The organism is Paenibacillus sp. J22R67 (assembly GCF_059692175.1).
The window spans coordinates 83,862-107,822 of record NZ_JCAUAX010000014.1; the positions used below are offsets into that span (position 1 = coordinate 83,862).

Sequence of the window (23,961 nt, forward strand, 5' to 3'; positions counted from 1 at the left end):
CTTCTAACAGTTTGATGACATTTTCATTACCGCCCATCTGACTTTTTACAGCTCATAAACCATGCTGCTGACGATAGTCATTTGGATTCAAGTTTGTCACTTTCTTAAACATCTTGGAAAAATGAGAGAAATTCGAATAGCCCACGGAAAATGCGATATTACCGATTGACATATCACTCTTGCACAGTAACACCTTGGCCAAATTCACTCTTTCTTGAAGCAAATAATCGGATAGGGACATCCCCGTCTCTTTCTTAAATAAACGCGACAAATAATCGGGATGCAAATAGACATGTTCAGCTAAATTTTCTCGAGATAAATCCGCTTCGTCTAAATGAACGGCAATATATTGTTTGACAGATACAATAACCGAAGTTGCTTGTTCCACGGTCTCCGCTTGATCCATCGCTTTCACAACAGTATGCCGAATCCAAGCTAACAGGTCTGTTACCGAACGAGTGGCCTTGCTAGATAGTGACAAAGAAACCTCATCACAAAACAATTGATGAGCCTGGATTCCTTTCAGATTCAGTACATAGTAGATCATTTGAAGGAAGTTTTCATAGAATTGGCGCAACAAATTCGCATTTAACTCTTCTCTTTTGACAAGTTTCTGCAGGAATTCCGTTGCTTCCGCAATCACTTTCTCCTTTGCTCCTTTCTTTAACATGGCTGACCAGACAGTCATGTCTGGTAATTCGATCTGCGCAGACGAAACAGTTTGTTCAATTAAGCGAAATACTTTATTATTTAATGCTACATTGTTTGTATCTAGCACTTTCAATTGCTGTACAATCGGCAAAACTTCGTACAGGTATCCATTTCTCCCCAAATAACAGCAAAGATCACAGTGAAAATATCGACTGCAAGATGCAATATAAGCTTCGCAACTGTGAATTAACTTTTCTAAAAGCTCATCGTTATAATTTTCGAAATATAGAATGACGAGGATTTGCCCTCTGTCGATGGGAAGGATTTGCCCGCTAGTTACTTGCTGAACAATTATTTCTTGCGCCGAATTTTTGAGCGCATATTCCAAATTCTTCTCATCGCGCATACTAAACTCTTGATGCCAACGCTGAACGCTGATTAGAACTGGCAGGAACGTCATGTTTTCGGAGTAAAGAAAATTCCGCTGAAGAGCAATTTCCTTTAGTTCCTTTTCATTAGAAGGAATGGTTTGATCAAGTAAGTCCTTCCAAAATCTTTCTTCGACCAAATGATGATTTTGCGTCCAAAGCAAATTCACACGATGAAGCTCGCTATGTTTGGATATCTTCTGTTTGGCATTCGTTAGCACCTCTTCCAGTTCATCAACAAGTGCCGGCTTAATTAAATAAGCCAAGCTCCCAAGTTGAATCGCTTGTTTCGCGTATTTAAAATCCGCATGCGCAGTCAAGAAGATCACCTCCGTTTCCTGATGGTTCTCCCTTACCCAAGCAAGCAGCTCCAGTCCGCTGCCCTGCGGCATTTCAATGTCGCAAAATAGGATGTCGATACGGTGCTCCGCAAAAATGCTCTTTGCTTGCCTTATGTTGTATGCCGTATAAAGTTCTGAGATTTCGTTTTTTGCTAAATCTAGATCGGATTTAACGCCCTCAATCACATGCATTTCATCATCTACGATCAGTAAATGGTACATCTGCCGCCGCTCCTCCAACTTTCATCTTCAAATGAATAGGTAATGTGATAGAAATGGCTGCTCCGCGCGGCAACCCGTTCGAAAAAAAGATTTGCGCAGAATGGCCGTAAAGCAGACGGAGTCTCCGTTGAATATTCCATATTCCGACATGTTCGCCTTGATCGGTGACCAGACTTTCCTCTTTTTTCAAAACATGCAGTACTTCATCGGAGAAGCCCTTCCCTGTATCTTGAATTGAAAGGGTAATATAAGGGACACTATCCATCTCGATGACATCGATGTCGATTGAAATGTGAATCGGTTCATCCAGTGTAACCGCGTGCTTCACCGTGTTTTCAACAAAGGTTTGAATAACAAGCGGCGGTACATAGGTATCAACTAAAAAATCCGGTGCATTAACTTGACATGTTAGGCTTCCCGGAAATCGGAGTTCCTGTATACGAAAATAATTCTGCGTATGTTCGAGCTCAGCTTTTAGCTTTACGAGGCTAAGATTACTTCGAAGCATATATCTAAAATATTTCATCAAGGATAAAGACATCTCTTTAATCAATTCAAAGTTTTTCACTTTTGCTAAGTTGTATACAATATTTAATGAATTCATAAAAAAATGAGGGTTAATCTGCAGCTGTAAACGCTGAAGTTCTTCATTTTGCTTACTTAGCTGCTCTTCATAAACATTAATCCGTAGTCCTTCAATTTGTGCCATCATGTTATTAAACGTCTCATTAACTAGAATAAATTCTTCAGGAGTTGTAAATGTTTCAATACGAGCTTCCAAATGACCACTCCGAATTCTTTTCATCGCAGCCATCAATCGATTCAGCGGAAGCAGAATCGTTCTTCGCAACAAACTCAGACCTAAAGGTAGTGAAAATAAGCTGGCGAACGTAATAAGACCCACCATCTTTTGCAAATAAGGCAGCTTCTCTAGAATCTTCTCATCAGGCACGAGTGCGATTAGGTTGAAGTCCCCTTTGGATGATGGTTCACCAACCACTAGGAAATTACTAGAATTTCCCGATAGATAATAATTTTCCATGATTGCTTTCAGCTGCACTTGATTACGGTTTACAAGATCAACATTCGTCATGGGGACTCCGCTTTGAGTAGCAAACAAAGCACCGCCGTTCGCACCAAAATCAATGGTTTTGAATGGCACCATCAGATTGTCCGCTTTGATCCACGCGCCAAAATAAACATCCCCGGATTGAAATATGTACATTAGATAATAGGTGTTGTTAATCTGTTCAATATTCCAGTGTTTTGAGTTAATTCGATTGGAATCCACCGTCATCCTAATGACGTTATTCATGGCCTCATCTTCTTGGGTGGTGCCTCTATCTCTGGTAACCCGTAATAGATCATTTCTTTTGGGAGTGTATAGAAAAAAAGAATTCACAGATTTATACATGCCTATATCATTAGATAATTTATTGAACATCATAATCTTATTGAAATTGTAATCATAATCCGATTTTGATAATTGATAGGAAATAAAATCAGAATCGGCAGCCACAGTATTATTAATATACTTTTCGCTTTCCTCCAAAGTATTATCAACTTGATCCATATACAGAATCATCATGTTCTTATAAGAATCTGCTACCTGATTTCGGACGACCTTGGTTGAATACATACTGTAATAGATCAGTATCGTGATCAACGGTACCGTTAAAATCAATACCCCAAGCATCAATCTCATCCTTATTGAATTAAAGGAATACTTCCATGTTAACTTCGATGGCTTCATTATAACACCTACCCCTAAATCTTAAATGTATCATTATTATAGTACATTTATAAGAAAAGGAAGCCCATTTAATAAGCCCGCATGAGCTTATTAAATGGACCTGATATAATTTCCGAAAATGAACTACCCTTTTACGGCTCCGATTGTAATTCCTTTAACAAAATATTTCTGGAAGAAGGGGTACGCAATCAAAATCGGAATAATGCCGATGACGGCAATAGCCATTTTCACGGTAGAGCTGGGAAGTGATTGCGCTGCTGTACTGGAGCCGGAATTAAATTCACTGCTTGCCAAATACTGTGCATCCTGTAAAATGCGATTCAAAAGATTTTGGATACTGTAATAACGCGGATCTGTAATATAGATCATGCCGTTCATCCAATCATTCCAGTAGGTAATGGTTTGGAAAAGCCCCACCGTTGCAAGAATTGGCATTGAAAGCGGAAGAATAATTGAACCGAATGTTCTAAGCTCTCCCGCCCCATCTATATTTGCTGATTCGATCACGGCCATAGGAATAGAGGTTTGAAAATATGTCCGCATTAGCATGACGTTAAATCCATTCATTAGCAGTCCGGGGATAATCAGTGCCCAAATCGTGTTCTTGATATCCAGCATCTGCGAGTAGATCAAGTAGGAAGGTACCAACCCCCCATTAAATAAGAGCGTGAAAAATACGACGAATGCCAACACATTACGAAGAGGATAATCTCTTCGTGAAATTGGATAAGCCAATAACGAAGTGAACACAAGGCTGGCTGTCGTCCCTACGACAGTAATCAGCACGGTGATGCCATAGGCCCGAAAAATGTCTGCGCCTTCTTCTAAAATATATCGGTAGGCAAGCATACTGAATTGAGACGGCAGAAAGGAATACCCATTTCGGATAATCTCTTTCTCATCGGTAATGGATGAGAGAAACAGGAGAAGAAAAGGAATCACACACGCCAGTGAGAATAAAATCATGAGAACATGTCCAACCCACTGAAGCAATTTACTTTCATTTTTCATAGATGTCACCTCACTAAAACAATGCGTTATCTTTGTTGAATTTACCAACCAAATAGTTGGTTAACAAGACGAGAATAAACCCGACTACCGATTGATAAAGACCGGCTGCGGCCGACATTCCGATGTCTCCCAGTTCCTTCAATCCTCGATATACGTAGGTATCAATTACATTAGTTGTCGAGTAAATTGCACCAGAGTTCATTGTGACCTGATAAAACAGACCGAAGTCAGAATGAAATATTTTTCCAATGCTTAGCAATACCAACATCGTTATCGTAGGCGTCAACAGCGGGAACGTAATATGACGGATCTGCTGCCATTTACTAGCCCCATCCAGTTTCGCCGCTTCATAATACTCTTCATCAATTCCGATAATAGCGGCATAATAAACAATACTGCTGTAACCCAGACCCTTCCATACATGAATCAATGTTAATATGACCGGCCAATACTTCGACTCTTGATACCAGTCAATCTCCTTCATTCCCAATAAAGGAAGTACCGTTTTGTTGAGGAAACCCGTTTCCAAGCTTAGACCCGCATAAGCTAAATAACTGACGATAACCATAGAAATAAGAAACGGCAATAAAATAATACTTTGGTATAACCTAGACATGAATCGGCTTTTGATTTCATTTAAGAGAATCGCTACTCCGATAGATAGTAGGGTCCCAATGATAATAAAAACCACATTATAGAGAATCGTATTTCTCGTGATTTCGTAAGCATCCGATGTCTTAAATAAATATTCAAAATTTTTAAGACCAATCCAATCACTACCCCATATCCCTTTGGCATAGTTGATATTTTTAAAAGCGATAATGATTCCGAACATTGGTAGGTAGTTATTGAGTGCTAAGTAAAGCAGCCCAGGAACTGTCATTAATGTTAGCGGGATATACTTTTTAAAAACTCTCCTTTGTCTTTTTACTGCTTCCGCCAAGTTGTTCCCCCTCTTTCTGCGTTTCTATGCTCATATCATACAATAGGGTTAAGATCGCCACTAACAGTATGCTGACTTTTTCGTTATCATTCTGCTGACTTCTTTAAGGGGGCAACTCTGAACACTTAATTATTAATTACATCGAGCATTTGCGAAAAAATAAAGTGGTCCGCGAAAGACAAGAGAGGCTGATCATACGTGAGTGACTGCCTTCATGTTGACTTCAACGTAAGAACTCAGATATAGAAACAGAGGAGCCGCTATGCGACTCCTCTGTTGTAGCGTATTCCTAGTGACTTCTAGTGCTACGACTTAATTTGAACAATCATTTCAATTTCCACTGGCGTGTTAAATGGTAAATCGGAAGTACCAATGGCTGATCTGGCTGAACCATCAAGCGCCTCCTTATCATTAATTCATGATGACGTTGTTTGGCGGTGCTATGGTTCCTCCTCAATATATCAAGGAAAAAGGCGATGAGAATTTTGCGAAAAACCCTGTAGGAACAGGTCCTTTTAAATTTGTTTCCTGGCAAAAGGACAGTCAAATTACAATGGAAGCCAATGCCGACTACTGGCGCCTGATGTAGCAGCACAGCTGAAGACGCAACCCGAAATTAATGTTGTATCTAGTCCAGGAATTCGTACATTCTATGTTTCTTTAGATACGAAAGAGGCACCATTGGCTAAGAAGGAAGTTCGACAAGCGCTTAATTACGCGATCGATGTGAATACGATTATTAAAACTGTACTCGATGGTAACGCAGTACGTACGGCAACACTGGTGCCTAAAGAAAACTTTGGATTTGATTCGGCAATTACTCCTTGCTTCCTCTCCTGTTTTGGTACGCTTCGAAAGTATTACTTAAACCCGTTAGCTCCAACGCCGCCCCTGTAGTTTAATACTCTATACATTCAAAACATACACTGTCCACATTATCGCGTTAAAATGTCATGGCTCTCCTACTTTAGATCTGCGACACGATTTAAACACTCCGGAGAAATCGGTGTTCGGACATTATTCTTGTCTCAATTCCGTAATCGGTTCAAGTTCTTGACATTGCCAATTGACAAGAACTTGAACCGATAAATATAAAATCCCGAGATTTACACGGACTCGATTGATCTTTCCATAACTAATTGCATTAAATGATGCATACTTGCCCGTATTTACTTGCATCATATTCTGCTACTCCCAGCGCTTTGTTTTGAATTAGAACTGCTTTAACTTGTCCGAGTTGGTCTTTGTTACATTGCACCATTAAAACCACTTCTGACGTCTGTATCCTTCCGAATAAATTAATTTTGGGTAGATTTCGATAGAATAACCATTTAATTAAAAAGCCAAGCATACCACCAATGACTAATCCAAATAATGCCCACAGAACCGGGCCTAGCTTAAACACAAAGCCATAAATGCCACCCAATAACATAAATATTGAACCTAATATTGTTGCAAGATCCATAAAACTGACACCATCAGAATAGTGTGCAGTATCAAAAATTCGGGTCTTGCCATTTTGAATATTAAGCGGTAATGCGAACAACTGAGTTTTAGGCAAACCAATTTCTTCAAGTTCAGTGAGTGCTAATTCAACAGCAATAGATTGCTCAAATGTAGCGATGATGTGAATTGGTGATCTCTCCTTTCCAACAGGCATAGGAAGTAAAAATAGAGGACTTTGATATTCTGACGAAAGATATTGGGCTTGAGATAGTTTAAATTGAATATTATTAACAACACCTTTTAAATAACCGTAATAAACGTATCCTCCGTATATGGAAGGCATAAAAAGAAACCATTGAGGATCAATGACGATTTTGGCCTTTTCAAAGTTCCCCATAACGTTCAATCCCTCGGCAACAGCTCTCTATGATAGCATAGAAAAGAATGCGGGTTGGAATCCACAAATTGCTTTAACAAGAGTTTGGCAGGCATACCGGAGTATCAATTCCTATACACGTGATATAATCATTCCAATTTACAACAAAGGTCAAAATGGAACTGTCAACTTTCCAGGTTCCGCTATTATCAAGAAAGGGAGGATGGTTGACAAGCTTAATCAAGAAGAGACACTTATATACAATTTGTTTAATGGCGATAGTGTACAAGGAAAAATTGAGGTCATGGACAGTGCAAGTGTTCTCATATTAGATGATTCTGTCCGTATTAAGGGTAATATGTACAGAGACAAACCCATTGCTAATATTGATGTTACTGTGAAGTTATCATTAGTAGAAAAAAAAGAAGGGGCAACATTAAAGCAAATTAAGAGTGAACTTGAATTACAAATAAGGCATCGAGTTAATCAACTGATAGATAAGATGCAGAGAAACGAGGTTGACATTTTGGGCTTTGGGCAAGAATTCCGAAGGCTAATTCCTCGAAGTCAGCTTAAAAATTGGAGAGATCAGTATTTACCAAGATTACAAATCAATCTCCACATACATTCCATTATTCAAAATGAGGGAAACTTGAGTAGCAACACTTAATAAGGAGTGTACTATTTACGGTTCAGACTCCGCTCTCATCAACAGAAAAAGCCAGTTTACGGCTTAGCAGTCAATACTGTATATGCTAGAAGCAAACTAACTAGGCTCCTTAGCTTGAATTATAGTTAGAACTACCGATTTTATCTTAGATTGTAATAGTAGCTGCCGGTTCTCAAAAAATGACAATTGTTGAGGCTATATACCTTTAGTTTAATCAGTTGGAAAATACTCCTCTTGCCTTCGCTTCGAGAATGAGATAAAGTTCTTGTCATTTGGGTTTGACAAGAACTTTACCCATAAAACAAAAAAACCGCGATTTTCGCGGCACTTAATGAGATAATGTTCTTGTCACCCGACAATTCATAACAATCATGTAGTATTCAAATATTAGTAAAACCATTCATGCAGATTTGTGACATAAAGTGATTACATCATATGCTGTGAATATTGTTTCATATTGATAATATTATTAGCTGTACGTACGTTACAAGCTAAAAGAATAAGTTCTGATGTAAGGTATCTTATTTCACCATGGGATTCGGTATACATTCTTGGCCTCGATAGGCAATCAGAACAAATTCTTGACTCTTACAAATGACAAGAATTTGTTCTGATAAAATAATAAAGCCTCGATATACTCGGATCGTTATCTGACTATATTCTTGTCACTCAACAACTTTCCTTCATTTCATGTCCAGCCGTATAGTATTCGATCATCATTTCTTCCTTGAAACCTAGTCGGCTGTATATGCCTTGTCCCATCTCACTTGACTGTAAGATCGCTTGCTTGACTCCTGCCGCTTTCATGTCGGTTAAGGCACGAGTAACAAGTGCACTGCCGATTCCTCTAGAGCGGAATGCTTCCAGCGTCGCTACGGTATAGATTCCCCGAACATCGCCTTCTCCACAAGTAATTATGGTTCCCACGGCCACATCGTCCAGATAAGCAAGGTAATATTCCGCTTCGCCGCTCGGGTCATCAGCGAAGATTCGTCCAACGGATGCTGCCATCTCTCTACTTAGCCCGTATTCAGCAAAAAAGATTTGCCTGAATAAATCAAACTCCTCTTCGGAATGAATTGTTTGAATCCGCAACCCAGGCACTTCGTTAATCGGGAACGTAGCATTTTCGAGTGACACCGACATCCCCATCATCTTACCAGCGTGAACATATCCGTTATATTTCAACAGTTCAATAACAGTAACATCCAAATCATGAGAATAGGTAAACCACCGGCATTCCATACCTCGTTCATGATAGGATTTCGTTATTGCCTTAATATCCGCATCAACGTCCGATTGAGCAGATTGATGATAGTCGAAAACAATATTGAACAAAGGAAAAGGCACATCAGATGTCATTAGAACGCTGGTTGACGTGCGTCTAAAACTAGTAAGCGGATGATTCGTGCAAAAATATTCAAAAGTTGACAACAAATTTGATCGTATGGCGTTTGGATCGTGAGGCATTAGTTCCACTCTCTTCATTTTATCTCGTGAATAGAAACCAAACGATCCAATGATCGTTTGGTTTCTTTATAAGAGTTATTTTTTTATTTCCTGAAAGACAAAGTCATTCACAACGTTCATAAATTCCTGTGCATGCTCGAAATGGCTCATATGTCCGCCTTTTTCGAAAGTATGAACTTGAGAACTAGGAATTTTCTCTGCCATTTCCTTCGCCCAACGCGGCCCGGTGCAGAAGTCATACTCACCAACCAAAATAAGTGTTCGCGTTCGGATTGTATCTAATACATCACGAACATCGAAAGGTGAATCCGCTCTTTCAGTCATCGTAAAATCAACTGTAGCTTTCCAATCTTCTAATCCTGGAGGAAGATTCCAATAATTTCCGAAATAAGCAGGTAATAGACGATCTAAGGTTGCCATGTAGGTTTCCTTGTCTTTGATACTTCCATCCATGAATGCTTTGAAAGCCGGTATGGTATCCGCAGCTTCAGGTTTATCTGGATAGCGCTCTACAAATTTTTCTAATCCCCGCAGCATCTCCTCGTAGAGTTCCGAATTCATTAATGGTGCCGTACTAAAGAGGATTAACCCACCAAGCTCGTCTGGATAGTCAAGCGCATATTGCAGCCCAACAAACCCTCCATGAGATTGGCCGATGAAGTAAGGGCGCAACCCAGTACCTAGATGTTCTACGACTTTGTGGGCAAAATAGGCATAGCGTGGCATGCTGTAGTCTGTATCGGGCAAAAAGCCCGAATTCCCAGTACCTACGGGTTCTAGGTACACCATAGTCATGGTTTTTTCCAGTAATGGCATTTCCGTTGATTTCCAATTCATTCCAGGACCACCAGAATGAACGATACAAACGGGACCATTGCCAGTTCCAGCTACATGATATACTTGTTTAACACCATCGATCTCGATCACGTGCATACCTAGCGTAAGCGTATGTGGATGATTAGTAACCGCCATGTTTGACATAATTTTAGCCACTTTCAATTATTATTTAGTTAGAGGGTATACAACTTATACACTCCTCATTTGTTTCAGAACTGGTGATATTAACAATTCTAATTTTCTTTCACTCTTCTCCCTCTAGGAAAAACGCTTTGCTCTTAAATACTCTCTTTTTCTCAGTCTTTCATATTCAATATTTTTTAGAAGATAGTAAATCAATGGTACGATAGTTTTAGAGAAAGAAATATATGAATATGTGTAGGGGCAAAAAACTCTCTACCTAAACCACCTGCTGTAAAAAACGGATGGTATAGTAATGTATGGTTGCATCTTTGGATCTCCAAATGAGCTCATAGTGGTCAACCCTCCCGCATTCTCGCAGAGTCTACGCTCCCTAATTCCTTCATTCAACCTGTCCAGTAGGTGGAAGTCAGATATGCTGCCCGATAGGATCCCTTCGTCCGTATGTTAACGTTGTTCAGACTCATCCGTGCTTCTTATTATCTTGCTCATGTCTAGGTCATCTACATAAAAAAGCGATAATTTAGCAGCTTGCGGTATCTCCATAAATCGAGGGATATCCATCTTAACCTTTTTCCAAATATTAATTCCGAAATTTTTAATGTGAATTTTATCGTACCTTTTGTGAAATCATCAAAATCTTTGACAGTGTTATTACTAATCTCTTTTATAACAGCATTTAGATTGGTATCATTGACATAAGCAATAATTTTATTTTTTAGATTCGCAATTTAAATCATAAATAATATTTATTAAAAAATCGAATTGATATCGGAAGGAAGTCCAAACTCACATAATTTTTTGTAACAATGATAAAGGGCTGCCGCTGTGTGTCAGGCTTTAACACTTTGATTATTAAAAAGAAATGACATGGACTTTAATGAAACGAATCCGCATTAGCTGGAGAAAACATGTATGATTAGTTCTTCTTTAAATCCAACTTTCGGATAAACACTTCGTCCCATTGGAGTTGCATGAATAACAGCTAAATTCACACCATTTTGCTGAACAATGCGCAATACATGAGCAAGCATAGTACGGGCTATTCCTCTCGAACGATAGGCTTCTAAGGTTGCAATACTATAAAAGCCTGCAACATCGCCCTCAGTAAAGGTCGTCAGTGTAGTTACGGGGACTCCATCCATATAACCAAGATAATGTTGAACCGTGGTGATATCTTGATTTGGGCCATCCACAAACACTTTACAAAAAATATCGGCCATTGACTCTGGAACGTTATACCCTGCTAGTATGACCCTCCGGAACTCTTCAATCTCTTGAGGTTCCCGCACTGCTCGGACTTCCAGCCCCGGTAATTCCGGCAATTCCGAACGCCATTCTTTCAGAGAAAGCCCCATACCCGAAATGACGCCAACCTCATTAAAATGATTAGCAGCAAGAGCTTGGTTAATGACATCGTCCTGATCGTGCGAAGTGGTCAACCATGCTAATTTATGACCGCGATTATGGTAAAAGGATTTGATAGATGCCATCTCATCCTCGGGATTGATCTCTTCAGAGCGTTTGTATGTAAAAACGCTATTGAACAGTCCATAGGGGATTTCGGATTCAAATCGTTGTGTGCGATTCGTCTCCACGAATGTGAAAACCTGGCTAAGTTGACTCAATTTCTCGTAAGCGCGGACCATATTTTCAAAAATTAGTTTCTGAGTCGTTGACAATTAGATCTCTCCTCCTGTTTTCACGTAATACAACCGCGCAATGCGTGACAATTAAATGAATTGATAACTATGCCGTTTGATCCCAATAACTGAAAAATTATCGGCCTGTAACCTATTGTTCCACAAAGGAACCAATAACTTCACAGGCCGATTATTTTATTCTATAGGGTTTTGGGTCGGGTCATATTTAAGGCAAGGATACTTGTAACTCATTAATTTTACCGCCAGACAGCTTAAATGTATGTTTTAAATAGAATGGACTTGGAAGATTAGTTTTGTCAAAATCACCGTCAAGCGACGCGATAACGGCGTACGCGCCATCATGTTCCGTGGCATCCGTTATGTCGAAGCGAACATGAGCACCAAAGATATCGGTTTTACTCCAATTTCGAATGGCTTCTAACCCTCTAAACTCCCGATTATCGTCAAACACGTAAGCATTATCGTTAAATGCAGCGAGAAATGACTCTAACTGTTCCTCATTTGAAGCAGTGAAATATGCTTTTACGGAATCTGGTAATTGAATCATATAGAACTCCTCCTTTTTGTAAAAGAACAGATCAAAATTAAACTGTCGGAATCGTACCTCCGTCAATAACGTACTCGCTTCCCGTAATGGAAGCTGAGCGATCGGATGCAAGGAAAGCTGCAAGTTCCGCTACTTCTTCAGGTAGTCCCGGACGACCGATTGGAATGCCTCCAAGCGAGTCCATAAGTTCCTCTAGCGCGGCTTCGCGACTACCGGCAACTGTCGCGATGCGGTCGATCATCCGATCTGCTGCTTCCGTCTGAATGAAACCTGGCGCAATCGTGTTGATCCGAATTCCCTTTGGTGAAAACTCCTTAGACAAACCTTTGCTGTAATTGGTCAAAGCTGCTTTTGATGCTGCGTATGCTAGGGTAGTTTCATACAGTGGCAACCTTCTTTGAATAGAACTTACATGGATGATGACACCTTTTCCTTGCTCTACCATCATTGGTAGTAAATTTCTGTCCAATCGGACAGATCCAAGTAGATTCATATTCAAATTTTCCAGCCAGTCTTCTTCAGTTAAGGCCAATGCACCACCAGGAGGCGTCGAAGCACCTCCGACTGTATTGATGAGAATGTCGATACCGCCTAACTTTTCTTTCACAGCCTCAACCAGAAGCGCCGTGCCTTCCGGCTTCGTGATATCAGCTTGAATAAAGTGAACGCCAGGAATATCGTAATCCTCCGGGATTGTACGAGCCGTTGTGAGCACTGTGGCTCCAGCTTCGGCCAAACGCTTCACAATCGCATAGCCCATCCCTTTTGTTCCTCCCGTTATTAATGCCCGTTTACCTTGAAATTCATGTTCATAAGATGAAAAATTCATTTTACTATATCTCCTTTATAAAAGTTAATTTGTTTTGACCACATCTATTAGCATATCCCTACAACAAAGATAATTCTAATTGATTATAATAATAAATTTAATTATTAATATTTATGAATGGATAATGTATAAAGTAAAAGTACACTGCGAGTTCAGATCATAATCATATATTTCACATTTGTTGAAGAAAATATATATGATTGCCTGAAATTCCTCCTGATTTAGGCAATTATATACATTAATTTAATACTTTGACTACTGGGCGAATCGCGCGGATGGCAAGGATAGCAGCTATAGCTACTCCAAGTGCACCAAACCATACAACAGAACTTATTGGCATGCTCTTAAGCACAATACCGCCAAGACCTGCACCAATTGCCATGGATAGCTGCTGAGTGGAAGAATACAAACTGATCATAATACTTGATGCTTCTGGAGCCTGACTCACAAGATTAACCTGTTGAGTTGGACCAGAAGACCAAAGTGACAGGGACCAGAGAACAAGGACGAAGAGTACAGCGACAATAGAGTGGGCGCTTAACGCAAGAAGTGCAAGAGAAATGGCGTGAATGATGAGTCCTGAAAGCAATGTTTTTCTTACACCCCATTTATCCGTTGCAGATCCACCCATTTTGGCTCCGATCATACTTGCTAAACCAAATATGAATAAAGCCACACTAATCGTGCTTGTGCTCATATTGGCTACGTTAAGGAGAAATGGCGTGATGTAAGTGAAAGCAATCGAGTATCCTAAAATCCAGAAGAATATCACAACGAGTGCCATCAATATTTTTGGGTTTTTAAGGAATGCGAGTTGTTTAATTAACGGTATAGGTGTTTCACCCTCCGTACGTGGAATAGCAGCCATCAAAATGAAAATAGCAACAAAACCAAGAATGCCCAATGCAGCAAAGTTTAATTTCCAGTTCATATTCGCGGCAACCAGTCTTCCAAGCGGAATACCGATCACAAAGGATGTACTAAAGCCCATTACCACTGTAGAAATAGCACTTCCGATCTTTTCAGGCTGGGCTAATTTCGTAGCCATTGTAATTGCTACAGTCAGGAAAATACCCGCGCTGAGAGCAAGCACTACTCTTGATAAAAGCAAAGGTAAGTATCCTGGCAAGAAAATAACCATTCCATTACCGATTACAAATGTAACCAGTGACGCAATAAGTAGCGTTCTTCTTTCCATTCTAGCTGTTAAGGCTACGAGAATCGGTGTGCCGATTGCATAACTGAGTGAAAAGATAGAAATTAGCTGACCCGCGGAAGCAACAGATATTCCTGTATCTTTAGCAATGATATCTAGGAAGCCAGCAATTACGTATTCAGATGTTCCAACGAAAAAAGTAACAATCGCTAGAAGTAAAATTTTCAATGAGTTTGACATGTTTATACCCCTTTTTTAGTAAGTGTTAGTTCGTAGCATCTAATTAGCAGCAGTGAACCACCTGTTTCGCTAATGGGTTAACAAACGATAAAAGAGATAGAACTGCATGAATGATCGTCCCTTCTAAGGAGATTTGTTTATGATGTGAACACTCTTGTCCACAAGACATGAATTATCATAACAATGGACATTCAATCAGTCTAATGCATCATATCTATGTTTTATATTAATTATTTTCATGTAAGATCCGATTATAGCCTACTATTGCAACAATCAAATACGGTATGTATGATGAAAACTGAAATTAAATCGAGAATAAGTTTAGGAGGAATTTATGGAACTTACACAATTAGAATACTTCCTGGAAGTTGCCCGAATGGAGCATTTAACAAAAGCGGCAGAAACATTATCCGTTACACAACCCGCTCTAAGTCATTCAATATCAAAGTTAGAAGCTGAGCTCGGTGTACCATTATTTGAACGTAAGGGCAGAAATCTGCACATTAATCGATATGGCACAATGTTTGCTAAGCGTGTGGAGACCATATTAAAAGAAGTAGAGCGTGGAAAACAGGAAATTGAAGAATACTCAAACCCTAATTCGGGCGTCATACATCTTTCGTATTTAAATATTTTGGGCGTTGATTTCATTCCACATCTTATTCGTGAATATCAACAAGCTAATCCCAAAATATCTTTTAAGTTAACGCAAGGAGACAAAGGCTTGATTCGTGATCGGATCGAGATTGGTGATTCGGATTTGATGATTACTTCTGAAAGACCTATTGACGATACGTATGAATGGTTGTCGATTCTCTCGCTACCGCTGTATCTTATCGTCTCATCCCAGCACCCTCTTGCTGATAGAGAATCCATTAGCCTAAAGGAGATAACCGGTCAGCCGTTTGTAGGTTTAAAGATAAACTGTTCGCTAAAGGATTCACTCTTAGCCCGTGTTCATCACATGAATTTCACTTTAGTTTCTACTTACGATGCTGAAGATCTACCAACTGTGGCAGGGTTCGTATCGGCAGGATTAGGGGTATCTGTATTGCCAAAAACAGCAGGACTAGAACTAGAAGGCTTAAAATGGATTAAGATAGAGGAAAAAGGCTGGGTTTGGGAAGTTGGTTTGCACTATAAAAAAAACAGATTCTTATCGCCGGCTGCTCAAAAATTCGTTAGCTATATGCAAGAAAAGTATGATTAAATCTTCTCTTTAGCTCAAATGAGCGTTGTGGATCCGATTTATTACTAATATTAATTAAAATCATGAAAATTATAAATTATACAATACGAATTCATGTGTGTATAGTTGGTTTAGGAAAACGAATGTCTCCAATTAAGTTACTATGGGGCCTTTTGATATTCATTATGGAGAGGATTTGATGTTCCAATGCCAGCTTACGTTATTTTTATAAGAGAAAAGACAACGAATATAGATGAATTAAAAGTCTACGCGTCTAAAGCCCCATCAGCTCTTCAAGGTCATTTATTGAAACCTCTAGTCATGTACGGTATGCATGAAGTCATTGAAGGACCGGAAGTAGAGGGAGCTGCCGTGTTGGAATTTCCAAGTATAAAGGAAGCGAAATCTTGGTACTATAGCCCTGCTTACCAAGAGGCTGTTAAGCATCGGATGAAGGGTGGCATTTATCGAGGTATTATCATAGAGGGTTTTGCGAAAGAAGGTTCGGAAATATGAAAGCAGATTTAGCATTCTATTTGTTTGACAAACAATTTGACACTTTTATTGAATTGATATGAAGTATATGGAATGTGTCTCCGTGCTATGTGGATTGATTCTTTGATAAACCTTTTTCTAAGTATCCCACTGTATGAATCTGCATTTATAATTAAACATTGCAAGCTATTAGCTGGATTCGTTTTATGAGGTCACCAGATCTTTCTGGTAGACCTCATTTTTGTGTGGTCTCAAGATAGCGGTAGCCGGGGATCGAGCGTATCTGCCCGTGGGACTTTGATCCCGAGAGCTATTCAGTTCACCCCCCTGCTTGTTCAACCATGGTTAGGCTGGTTGGGACACGAATCCCGTATCACATGCGATAGTGTGGAAGACAAGAAGGTTAGGGGTTGCCGGTGAAAATAATTCAGGAGTGATGTCATGAATCCAGCCATTGGTTTGGATGTTTCAAAGGGAGAAAGTCATGCACAGCCATGCACAAGCTTTTTTTAGACCGTGGAGTACCTCATGGGAAGATTTTTAGGTTTAGTCATGATCTTGAAGGTTTAGCGTCTTTTTTAAATTATATTAGAGGAGTGGATCAGCTGCAGAGATGCCTCCCTCCATTGTTATGGAAGCAACAGGTCATTATCAAAGCCCCGTTGTTCAGTTCCTGGATGAGCACCAGTATTTGAACATCGTCATTAATCCTTAAATCTCACATGACGCTAAGAAAACCAATTTGCGACGGTTAAAGACGGATGCCGCAGATGCCCATTTATTAGGGACGCTGTTCTATAAAGAAGAGTTTGAACCCTACAAAAAGCGGGGGCAGCATCTCATGAATTTACGCTTTCTAACACGCCAGTATGAAGCTTTAACAGGTATGTATGTCCAAGCAAAACTTCAGTTTCAGGCTATTCTTGATCAAGTTATTCCTGAATATCATGGCGTGTTTGGTGATCTTTATTCAAAGGTGTCCCTTCGATTTTTGGCTTTACACCCAACATCAAAAGAAGTCCTTAAAATGTCAGAGTTGGAGATTACTACTGCAATTCAAAGTCTTACTGGACGCGGCAAATCCGTCTCATGGTGCTTGGAACGTGCTCAAATCTTAGTTGCGTCAGCAAAGCGAAATCCCTTTAAGGAGACGGCTTTTTCGAGCCATTTAATCTCCATGCAGCGGCTCATCAAATTGCTTCTTCAATACCAGGATCATCTATCAACCCTTAATAATTCGGTAGATAGCCTGGCTGAAGAGCTACTTGAATATGATTTAATCCAATCGATACCCGGAATTGGCACTAAGATTGCTGCAACAATTTTAGCTGAGATTGGTGAGATTCGGTTTGATCACGCAAAGAAACTGGTTGCCTTTGCTGGTGTTGATCCAAGTGTTTTTACTTCAGGTAAGTTTGTAGCTACCCAAAATAAAATCACTAAACACGGCTCTAGGAGGCTCCGTACTGCCTTGTATCAAGCTGTACGATGCGGTATTCGCAGTAATAGAAATAAGAAATTAAGGGCTTATTATGATAAGAAACGTGCTGAAGGAAAGCTATTCAAAGTAGCAGTAATTGCATGTGTGAATAAACTCATCCACTGGATTTTTGCCACCTTAACTACTAAGGAAGCATTCCGGTTAGAGTGAACAACAAGAAATAGAAATATATGGAATATATATCCATGCTTAATAGGACGGTACTTTCCCATGCACTTTTTAAAGAGTATACCACCTCCTGAAACTACTATTAATATTTAAATAGTGACAAGCTATTAGCTGGAATAGTTTAACACCTGCTTGCTGAAAACTGATCGAGTCTCTAACCTGTCTAGAGATCGGTGTCTAGAATGTAGGGAGATTTGTGTCACATGACTACAATGTAGGGAAATATGTGCATTTTTCTATGACACAAATTCTCCTACATAAAAAAATAAAAGCTTGATTTCTCAAGCTTTTTCGCTCTGATTTATGTAGGCACATTTGTGTCATTGGACAGCGAAATCTATTGTCGGTTGTTGTTTGACAAGAACTAGATGTCATAAATGACAAGAACCTCCTTATCCTTTTCCCGACAGACAAAAAAAACACCCGTCTTTTTTTAGACGATGTTTAGAGCTGCTTATTAATCCTTAATTAGTTTATCAGATTTGATACGTTCTCTCGAGTATAGAAAAACCACTTCTAATGATCTCTTCACGCCTTTAACAAGATTCTCATTTAAATTCATTAACACCAAATTATCCCTTATTCTTTTCATTTCAGGCGTGTATTTCAGGGTAAAAAGTATAGTGCTTTTAGTTCATTTTTTTGGGATGATAAGTAGCGGTTGGCTCGGAATTGCGTTGAAAAATAGGGAATAGTGTAGAATCATTGGAAATTCTTAAAGTATTTTCTAACATTTAGTTTGATTTGACTAGATCCAGGTATCAATTTAGTAAATTTATTTCATTTTCTAATGTTGATGAGGATATAAAATTTCATCTATAATGTTACTGAAACTATTAGTAAATTTAGTAAATTAATCTAGTAGGAGGATTGATCATGCGCCATCATTTTCGTATTAAGAAATTCATCGCTCCACTCGCACTAACCGGCTTACTCTTTGGAATCGTTTCCTTCACACCTGTTTCATTACCGTGGGCGAAGCAACCGCTTTCTGCAAATGCCGCAGTCATTCAGAGTGATTCGCTTCAAGATGCTTTTACTGCAGCCGCGAAAGAATTTGGTGTCCCGGAAAGCATCCTATTATCTGTTTCTTACAACCTTACCCGTTGGGAGCACCACAATGGCGAGCCAAGTTCATCAGCCGGATACGGAATCATGCATCTTACCGATAATGAACATGGAGACCTTGAAGATTCCAAAGGATCAGAGGAACAGCAAAATACAACAGTTACACAGGATCCCAATCTCACTCTTTCAGCTGCGGCGAAGCTACTTCAGCTTACTCCGGATGAATTAAAAAGCGATCCGAAGCAAAATATTCGCGGTGCGGCAGCTTTACTAGCCCTATACGCCAAGGAAACGACCGGAACGGTTCCGAGTAATCCGGAAGACTGGTATGGGGCCGTAGTCAAATTCAGCGGTTCAACGGAAGCGTCTGCTGCTCTGGATTTTGCCAATGTAGTATACGATACGATCAATCAAGGGGCCGAACGGCAAACGTCCAATGGACAACTTGTGCATCTTGCCGCCCAACAGTTAAAACATAACGATGCAACAGCGAATTCTCTAAAGTTGCATACTAGTAAACTAGACGATGCGGATTGTCCGAATGGTATTTCCTGCCATTTCGTTCCGGCTGCTTATCAGCAGCACAGCGCCAATCCAGGCGACTACTCTAATTATGACCCGGCTAACCGACCCAATTACGGGCCAGTTATCCGTTATATACTCATCCATGATACGGAGGAAAGCTACAACGACACGATCAATATTTTTCAAAATCCGTATTCCTACGTTGCGGCGCATTATGTCATTCGATCCTCTGACGGCGATGTGACGCAGATGGTGAATAATAAAGATGTCGGTTGGCATGCAGGGAATTGGTACTTTAACATGCATTCGATCGGGATCGAGCACGAAGGCTTCGCAATGGAAGGGGCTACCTGGTATAGCGAACAACTATATAGTTCCTCAGCGAAACTTGTGAAATACTTAGCCAATAAGTATAACATTCCGATCGACCGCGCCCATATTTTCGGGCATGAAGAAGTTCCCGGGTTGTCCGCATCCAAGCAAAAAACGATGCATCGTGATCCCGGACCGTTCTGGGATTGGGAACATTATATGGAATTGCTGGGTGCGCCGATTCATCCAAATGGGGGCTCTCAAAAGCTTGTGATGATTAAACCGCATTTCCAGACAAACCAGAACTCATTTAGTGACGCTCCTTCACAACCTTCCGACTTTGTTTACTTGTATACTTCGCCAAGCTTCGAAGCTCCACTCTTGGACGATGCTGCTACCCAAGGCGAAGATAAGACGGAGGCCTTAAATTGGGGCGATAAAGCGGTAACTGGGCAAACATTTTATCTAGCCGACCGTCAAGGGGATTGGGACGCGATTTGGTACGGCGGACAAAAGGCGTGGTTCTACGATCCTAATCAACGGAATACGGTGAAATCTGATGGACTAATCATTAAGCCGAAATCGGGAAAAGCAACAATTTCGGTATATGGAGGCGCTTATCCGGAAGTAAGCGCATATCCGAGCGGTGTTATCCCTAACACTCTCAATCCCCTGCAATATACGATTCAACAAGGACAGGAGTATGTGGCCTTCGAGAAAGTGAAAGGCGATTATTACAATGCAAAAGTTTTTACCTATGATCCTTTTCATGATTCTAAAGAAGTAATAGGCAACGAAGAATATTACCGCATACAATTCAACCATCGATTTGCCTTCGTGAAAGCTTCGGACGTCGACATCGACGCCAATTGATCTAAAATTATCAAGGAAAGACGGATGAAGATGTTGATTTCCCTGAAGAGTTCTATAGGTTTGTTGTACGGAAATACGATGGATGGACTTTTCGAAAAATAACTGAAGTTCCAGATCCAAGAACTTGTTAACTCGTAAATACTTTTATTGTAGAGTAGGGGACTGGTTTCCCAGTCCCCCCTCATCAAACCGTACGAGGCTCCGCAATTTCAATACTTCGTTCGATCGGGGTAAGCGGGTATTGTTCTCTAATGTCAACGATAGCATCTGGCCAGCTTAATACCATAAGATAGCGACATTCTTCTTTAGAAAGCGTATAGTGTATTCTACCGGTCTTCCATCCTAACTCCCGAATAAGATACCCTTTAGAAGGAGTTTTGTTGTCGCTTACTTGAATGAATGGTTTATAATCTTTTCCGTATCCTTGACCTCTTCCATCCTTAAGTCTGTTCATCTGCGTCTTGCGAATAGCATTACCTCTATTCATCAATCATTCCCCCTAAAAATAAAATATGCGTTCACTCAATGGAGTGAACGCAGCAGCTGACATAGGACACTAATAACGCCTAAGGTCCTTAAATCTTGGTATTATATAATCTCGCCAAACTAGCCAATTTCTATACTTCAAAACTTTATTTGTTACTTCAGAACTTTATTTGTCACTTCAAAACTTTATTGTCTACTTCAAAACTTATTTGTCAACCAACCCAGGCGGATGAGCGGATGTTGGGTGACAAATAAGTTTTGAAGTGCAAGAAGTCAGCAAACCTAAGGGTTTGCTGGCTTTTCATATAAAATCGATTTACAAATTAAGTTTTGAAGTGGTGTATTGGAGTGAAAAACCCGATTTACAAATAAGATTTGAAGTACTTCTAACAAATAATTGCCTACCATCTCATTCAACTAACGTTCCCCGTTAGTTTAATCGTCCCAGGAATCAAGTTCTTCTGATGAAGGTGGTTCAAAAATCTTTATCCATTTTTTAAGATTCGCTTCAGGTATGAAAAAAGTTCCTTCTGTACGCATATCATTTCTAGCTCTTAGACGTTCAAATAACACTTCTTCAGACACATCAACATAATGAATTTTAAAGTCAGCCCCTAAGTTTTTGACTCTAGAACGAAACTCATCTCTTTGAATTCGAACCCAGCATCCAAAATCCAGAATTACATCAACACCAAGAACTAAAACTCTAGCCGCTACATCCCACATTATGGATTCCACTGAATCATGTCTAGAATCATGATTAGCTTCTTCAGATTCTGTCATGTTTTCCCCATAATCATGCCCAAATAATCTGATATGCCATTCATCGGGAGTAAGGCGAAGTGCAGAGTATTTCGATTCAAGTTGCCGAGCCAGAGTAGTCTTGCCGCTACAAGGGAGACCAACCATTAAATGAAGTGTTGCCACAAGATTCCCCTCCTTATATAATGCGGTTATTTTACAGAAAGTTTTTCATTAATCCTAATCTGCCCATTAAATCAGCAAGCCACCTATTGATTTCAGCGGCGGCTGCTGTTTCAACTATAGTTCTTCCGTTAGTTCAATTGCACCTCACGATTTTCGGCATATTTATTTGGAATTAAGGCTATTTTTAATTACAAAAAAGTGATTAAAAACACCTACAACTCTTATTTCTTTTCCTCCAGAGATATTAGTTTTTGCTGTCATAAAGATAGGGAGAGTTCGAATATGTTCCGACATTTGGTCTGTTTTAATATGAATACATTTGTCACTATAGTTATCGCAATTTAGCCCATGTATGTTGTGTAGATAATCATGATAATCTTTATCTGATGGTGTCGTAAAGCCCATCAGAGTTAATAAGAAAACAATCGCTAAAATAACGTATCTTTTTTTCTTATTGATAAGAATATCCCCCTTGAGGCTAAGAATACACCACTTTAGATAAAAGACTTTTAATTATGTAAACTTTTGCACTCTACTGCATGTTAGCGGGGAGGGGACTTCACCTGTTAATCCTCAGGTATTATCCTAATATTGACCTATTGGTTATCAGCTTTTATTTAATTATTCCAGTTGTGACTATAATTTTACCGGCAGAAGCGTTTTCGACGTAGAAATAATATTCTCCTGTTGAATCTGCTGTAACAGCATAAGAAAATTCCTTTGCCTTTTTAAGAACTTTGCTGATAATCTCACCATTTTTAATATAACCGATCCTCATATTTTCTCCTATTGGATCTGACTGCATGTTGGTTTTCAGATCAATCTCGTAATCGATGGTCAACTGCTCGCCTTTGTTCAAATGCCATCCGGAATCATCTGTCTTTGTGAAAATCACGAGATCAGCGTTCTCCGTCAAAAGCTCCGGTATTTCATAACTGCCGTCGTTTTCTTTTACGGCAATATTAGTTACCGAACGGGGAGAGACCGTTTTGATTTGGTTTTTATTAATAATATTGTTACTGAGAACCGGTTCTTTAAATGGTATGGTTTGTATTCCAGCTTTTCCCGCGTAACCCTGATTTACTTCTTTAGCGAGATACCTATTTTCGTTGTTCAATAGCACTGCACCATTCCGCTTTAAATTAAAGGTTTCTTCCTTGTCATTCCAATTAATTTTTACTTTGATTGGCAAATTTTCGTTCGAAACTACACAACTTGAACAACTAGTCGGTATTTCAATAATTGTACCTTTGTGGTTGCCATCTTTAAGTATCTGTTTGTTATCATTAATGGTTACTTCTAAGTTTTGTGGTGTTGAACTTGTTGCCTCTTTATAACTAATAACATACTTCCCATTTTCACTATCCCCGCTAATGTTTGCCGTGTATTCGCCTCTCCAACTCTGACTCTCTCCAACTAGAAGAATGGAATTAGTGTTACAACCGACTAAAATAATAATCACAGAAAATAGCAATACATAGAATTTCTTCATTGTAACCTCCTTGATTATGCAGTGAAGACTGCTGTTTTATGATTTGGACAGCTTTCTTATTTTTAACAAATAATCCCACTTATTTAGACGTTAAAAATACACTGATAGTTGCATGTAACTCAAAAAAAGTGGTAGCTTAAACTCAAGCTACCACCACGCTCTACTGCCCGATAGTTGAGAAGGCTGCCGAACAAAAATCA

At 39.6% G+C, this 23,961-nt stretch carries 18 protein-coding genes and 2 pseudogenes; 6 read left to right on the forward strand and 14 right to left on the reverse strand.

What is annotated here, in order from left to right; genetic code table 11:
* Positions 1 to 52: 52 nt before the first annotated feature.
* The 4 genes from AC58VC_RS33250 to AC58VC_RS33265 form a co-directional block, all read right to left on the reverse strand.
* Positions 53 to 1,642: a response regulator transcription factor gene (locus tag AC58VC_RS33250; protein WP_497375454.1), complete on the reverse strand. Its 1,590-nt coding sequence runs from the start codon at positions 1,640 to 1,642 to the stop codon at positions 53 to 55.
* Positions 1,617 to 3,338: a sensor histidine kinase gene (locus AC58VC_RS33255; RefSeq protein ID WP_497375456.1), complete on the reverse strand. Its 1,722-nt coding sequence runs from the start codon at positions 3,336 to 3,338 to the stop codon at positions 1,617 to 1,619. Before AC58VC_RS33255 ends, AC58VC_RS33250 begins: the two co-directional genes overlap by 26 nt.
* A 180-nt stretch (positions 3,339 to 3,518) precedes the next feature.
* The gene (locus AC58VC_RS33260) at positions 3,519 to 4,406 is read right to left on the reverse strand and encodes a carbohydrate ABC transporter permease (RefSeq protein WP_497375458.1); all 888 of its coding nucleotides are present in this window, start codon (positions 4,404 to 4,406) and stop codon (positions 3,519 to 3,521) included.
* Positions 4,407 to 4,419: 13 nt separating this feature from the next.
* Entirely contained in the window at positions 4,420 to 5,289 is an 870-nt protein-coding gene (locus tag AC58VC_RS33265; RefSeq protein WP_497375600.1) for an ABC transporter permease, read from the reverse strand.
* Positions 5,290 to 5,791: 502 nt separating this feature from the next.
* Here AC58VC_RS33265 and AC58VC_RS33270 point away from each other — a divergent pair.
* A pseudogene (locus AC58VC_RS33270) lies at positions 5,792 to 6,246 on the forward strand (ABC transporter substrate-binding protein).
* 247 nt (positions 6,247 to 6,493) lie between these two features.
* Here the strand turns inward: AC58VC_RS33270 and AC58VC_RS33275 are convergent.
* Entirely contained in the window at positions 6,494 to 7,192 is a 699-nt protein-coding gene (locus tag AC58VC_RS33275) for a hypothetical protein (protein ID WP_497375460.1), read from the reverse strand.
* On the opposite strand from AC58VC_RS33275, the gene AC58VC_RS33280 reads away from it, so the two are divergent.
* Positions 7,161 to 7,841, forward strand: coding sequence for a Ger(x)C family spore germination C-terminal domain-containing protein (locus tag AC58VC_RS33280; protein WP_497375462.1), 681 nt, complete (start codon positions 7,161 to 7,163; stop codon positions 7,839 to 7,841). The two genes, AC58VC_RS33275 and AC58VC_RS33280, sit on opposite strands and share 32 nt — an antisense overlap.
* Before the next feature lie 669 nt (positions 7,842 to 8,510).
* Here AC58VC_RS33280 and AC58VC_RS33285 read toward each other — a convergent pair.
* The 6 genes from AC58VC_RS33285 to AC58VC_RS33310 all read right to left on the reverse strand — a co-directional run bounded on the left by AC58VC_RS33285 (position 8,511) and on the right by AC58VC_RS33310 (position 14,725).
* Positions 8,511 to 9,203: a GNAT family N-acetyltransferase gene (locus tag AC58VC_RS33285; protein ID WP_497375464.1), complete on the reverse strand. Its 693-nt coding sequence runs from the start codon at positions 9,201 to 9,203 to the stop codon at positions 8,511 to 8,513.
* A gap of 183 nt (positions 9,204 to 9,386) precedes the next feature.
* On the reverse strand, positions 9,387 to 10,304 hold the full coding sequence (locus AC58VC_RS33290) for an alpha/beta fold hydrolase (protein ID WP_497375602.1): 918 nt from the start codon (positions 10,302 to 10,304) through the stop codon (positions 9,387 to 9,389).
* A gap of 881 nt (positions 10,305 to 11,185) precedes the next feature.
* The gene (locus AC58VC_RS33295) at positions 11,186 to 11,971 is read right to left on the reverse strand and encodes a GNAT family N-acetyltransferase (RefSeq protein WP_497375466.1); all 786 of its coding nucleotides are present in this window, start codon (positions 11,969 to 11,971) and stop codon (positions 11,186 to 11,188) included.
* A gap of 187 nt (positions 11,972 to 12,158) precedes the next feature.
* Positions 12,159 to 12,500, reverse strand: coding sequence for a nuclear transport factor 2 family protein (locus AC58VC_RS33300; protein ID WP_497375468.1), 342 nt, complete (start codon positions 12,498 to 12,500; stop codon positions 12,159 to 12,161).
* Between the two features lie 37 nt (positions 12,501 to 12,537).
* Positions 12,538 to 13,329 (reverse strand): SDR family oxidoreductase, encoded by a 792-nt coding sequence (locus AC58VC_RS33305; RefSeq protein ID WP_497375470.1) that lies wholly within the window; start codon positions 13,327 to 13,329, stop codon positions 12,538 to 12,540.
* Between the two features lie 238 nt (positions 13,330 to 13,567).
* Positions 13,568 to 14,725 carry an MFS transporter gene (locus AC58VC_RS33310; RefSeq protein WP_497375472.1) on the reverse strand — a complete coding sequence of 386 codons (1,158 nt, stop codon included), beginning with the start codon at positions 14,723 to 14,725 and terminating at the stop codon, positions 13,568 to 13,570.
* 334 nt (positions 14,726 to 15,059) lie between these two features.
* Here AC58VC_RS33310 and AC58VC_RS33315 point away from each other — a divergent pair, with 334 nt between their 5' ends.
* The 4 genes and pseudogenes from AC58VC_RS33315 to AC58VC_RS33330 all read left to right on the forward strand — a co-directional run bounded on the left by AC58VC_RS33315 (position 15,060) and on the right by AC58VC_RS33330 (position 20,856).
* Entirely contained in the window at positions 15,060 to 15,935 is an 876-nt protein-coding gene (locus tag AC58VC_RS33315; RefSeq protein ID WP_497375474.1) for a LysR family transcriptional regulator, read from the forward strand.
* Between the two features lie 186 nt (positions 15,936 to 16,121).
* Complete coding sequence (locus tag AC58VC_RS33320) at positions 16,122 to 16,430, forward strand: DUF1330 domain-containing protein (protein ID WP_497375476.1); 309 nt, start codon at positions 16,122 to 16,124, stop codon at positions 16,428 to 16,430.
* Positions 16,431 to 16,850: 420 nt separating this feature from the next.
* Positions 16,851 to 18,060, forward strand: a pseudogene (locus tag AC58VC_RS33325) (IS110 family RNA-guided transposase).
* An 894-nt stretch (positions 18,061 to 18,954) separates the two neighbouring features.
* Positions 18,955 to 20,856, forward strand: coding sequence for an N-acetylmuramoyl-L-alanine amidase (locus tag AC58VC_RS33330; RefSeq protein ID WP_497375478.1), 1,902 nt, complete (start codon positions 18,955 to 18,957; stop codon positions 20,854 to 20,856).
* Positions 20,857 to 21,040: 184 nt separating this feature from the next.
* Here the strand turns inward: AC58VC_RS33330 and AC58VC_RS33335 are convergent, their stop codons facing one another.
* The 3 genes from AC58VC_RS33335 to AC58VC_RS33345 all read right to left on the reverse strand — a co-directional run bounded on the left by AC58VC_RS33335 (position 21,041) and on the right by AC58VC_RS33345 (position 23,761).
* Positions 21,041 to 21,343 carry a hypothetical protein gene (locus tag AC58VC_RS33335; protein ID WP_497375480.1) on the reverse strand — a complete coding sequence of 101 codons (303 nt, stop codon included), beginning with the start codon at positions 21,341 to 21,343 and terminating at the stop codon, positions 21,041 to 21,043.
* Positions 21,344 to 21,777: 434 nt separating this feature from the next.
* A complete protein-coding gene (locus AC58VC_RS33340) occupies positions 21,778 to 22,269 on the reverse strand; it encodes a P-loop nucleotide/nucleoside kinase family protein (protein WP_497375482.1) in 492 nt (163 codons plus the stop codon).
* Positions 22,270 to 22,882: 613 nt separating this feature from the next.
* The gene (locus AC58VC_RS33345) at positions 22,883 to 23,761 is read right to left on the reverse strand and encodes a hypothetical protein (RefSeq protein ID WP_497375484.1); all 879 of its coding nucleotides are present in this window, start codon (positions 23,759 to 23,761) and stop codon (positions 22,883 to 22,885) included.
* Positions 23,762 to 23,961: the final 200 nt, after the last annotated feature.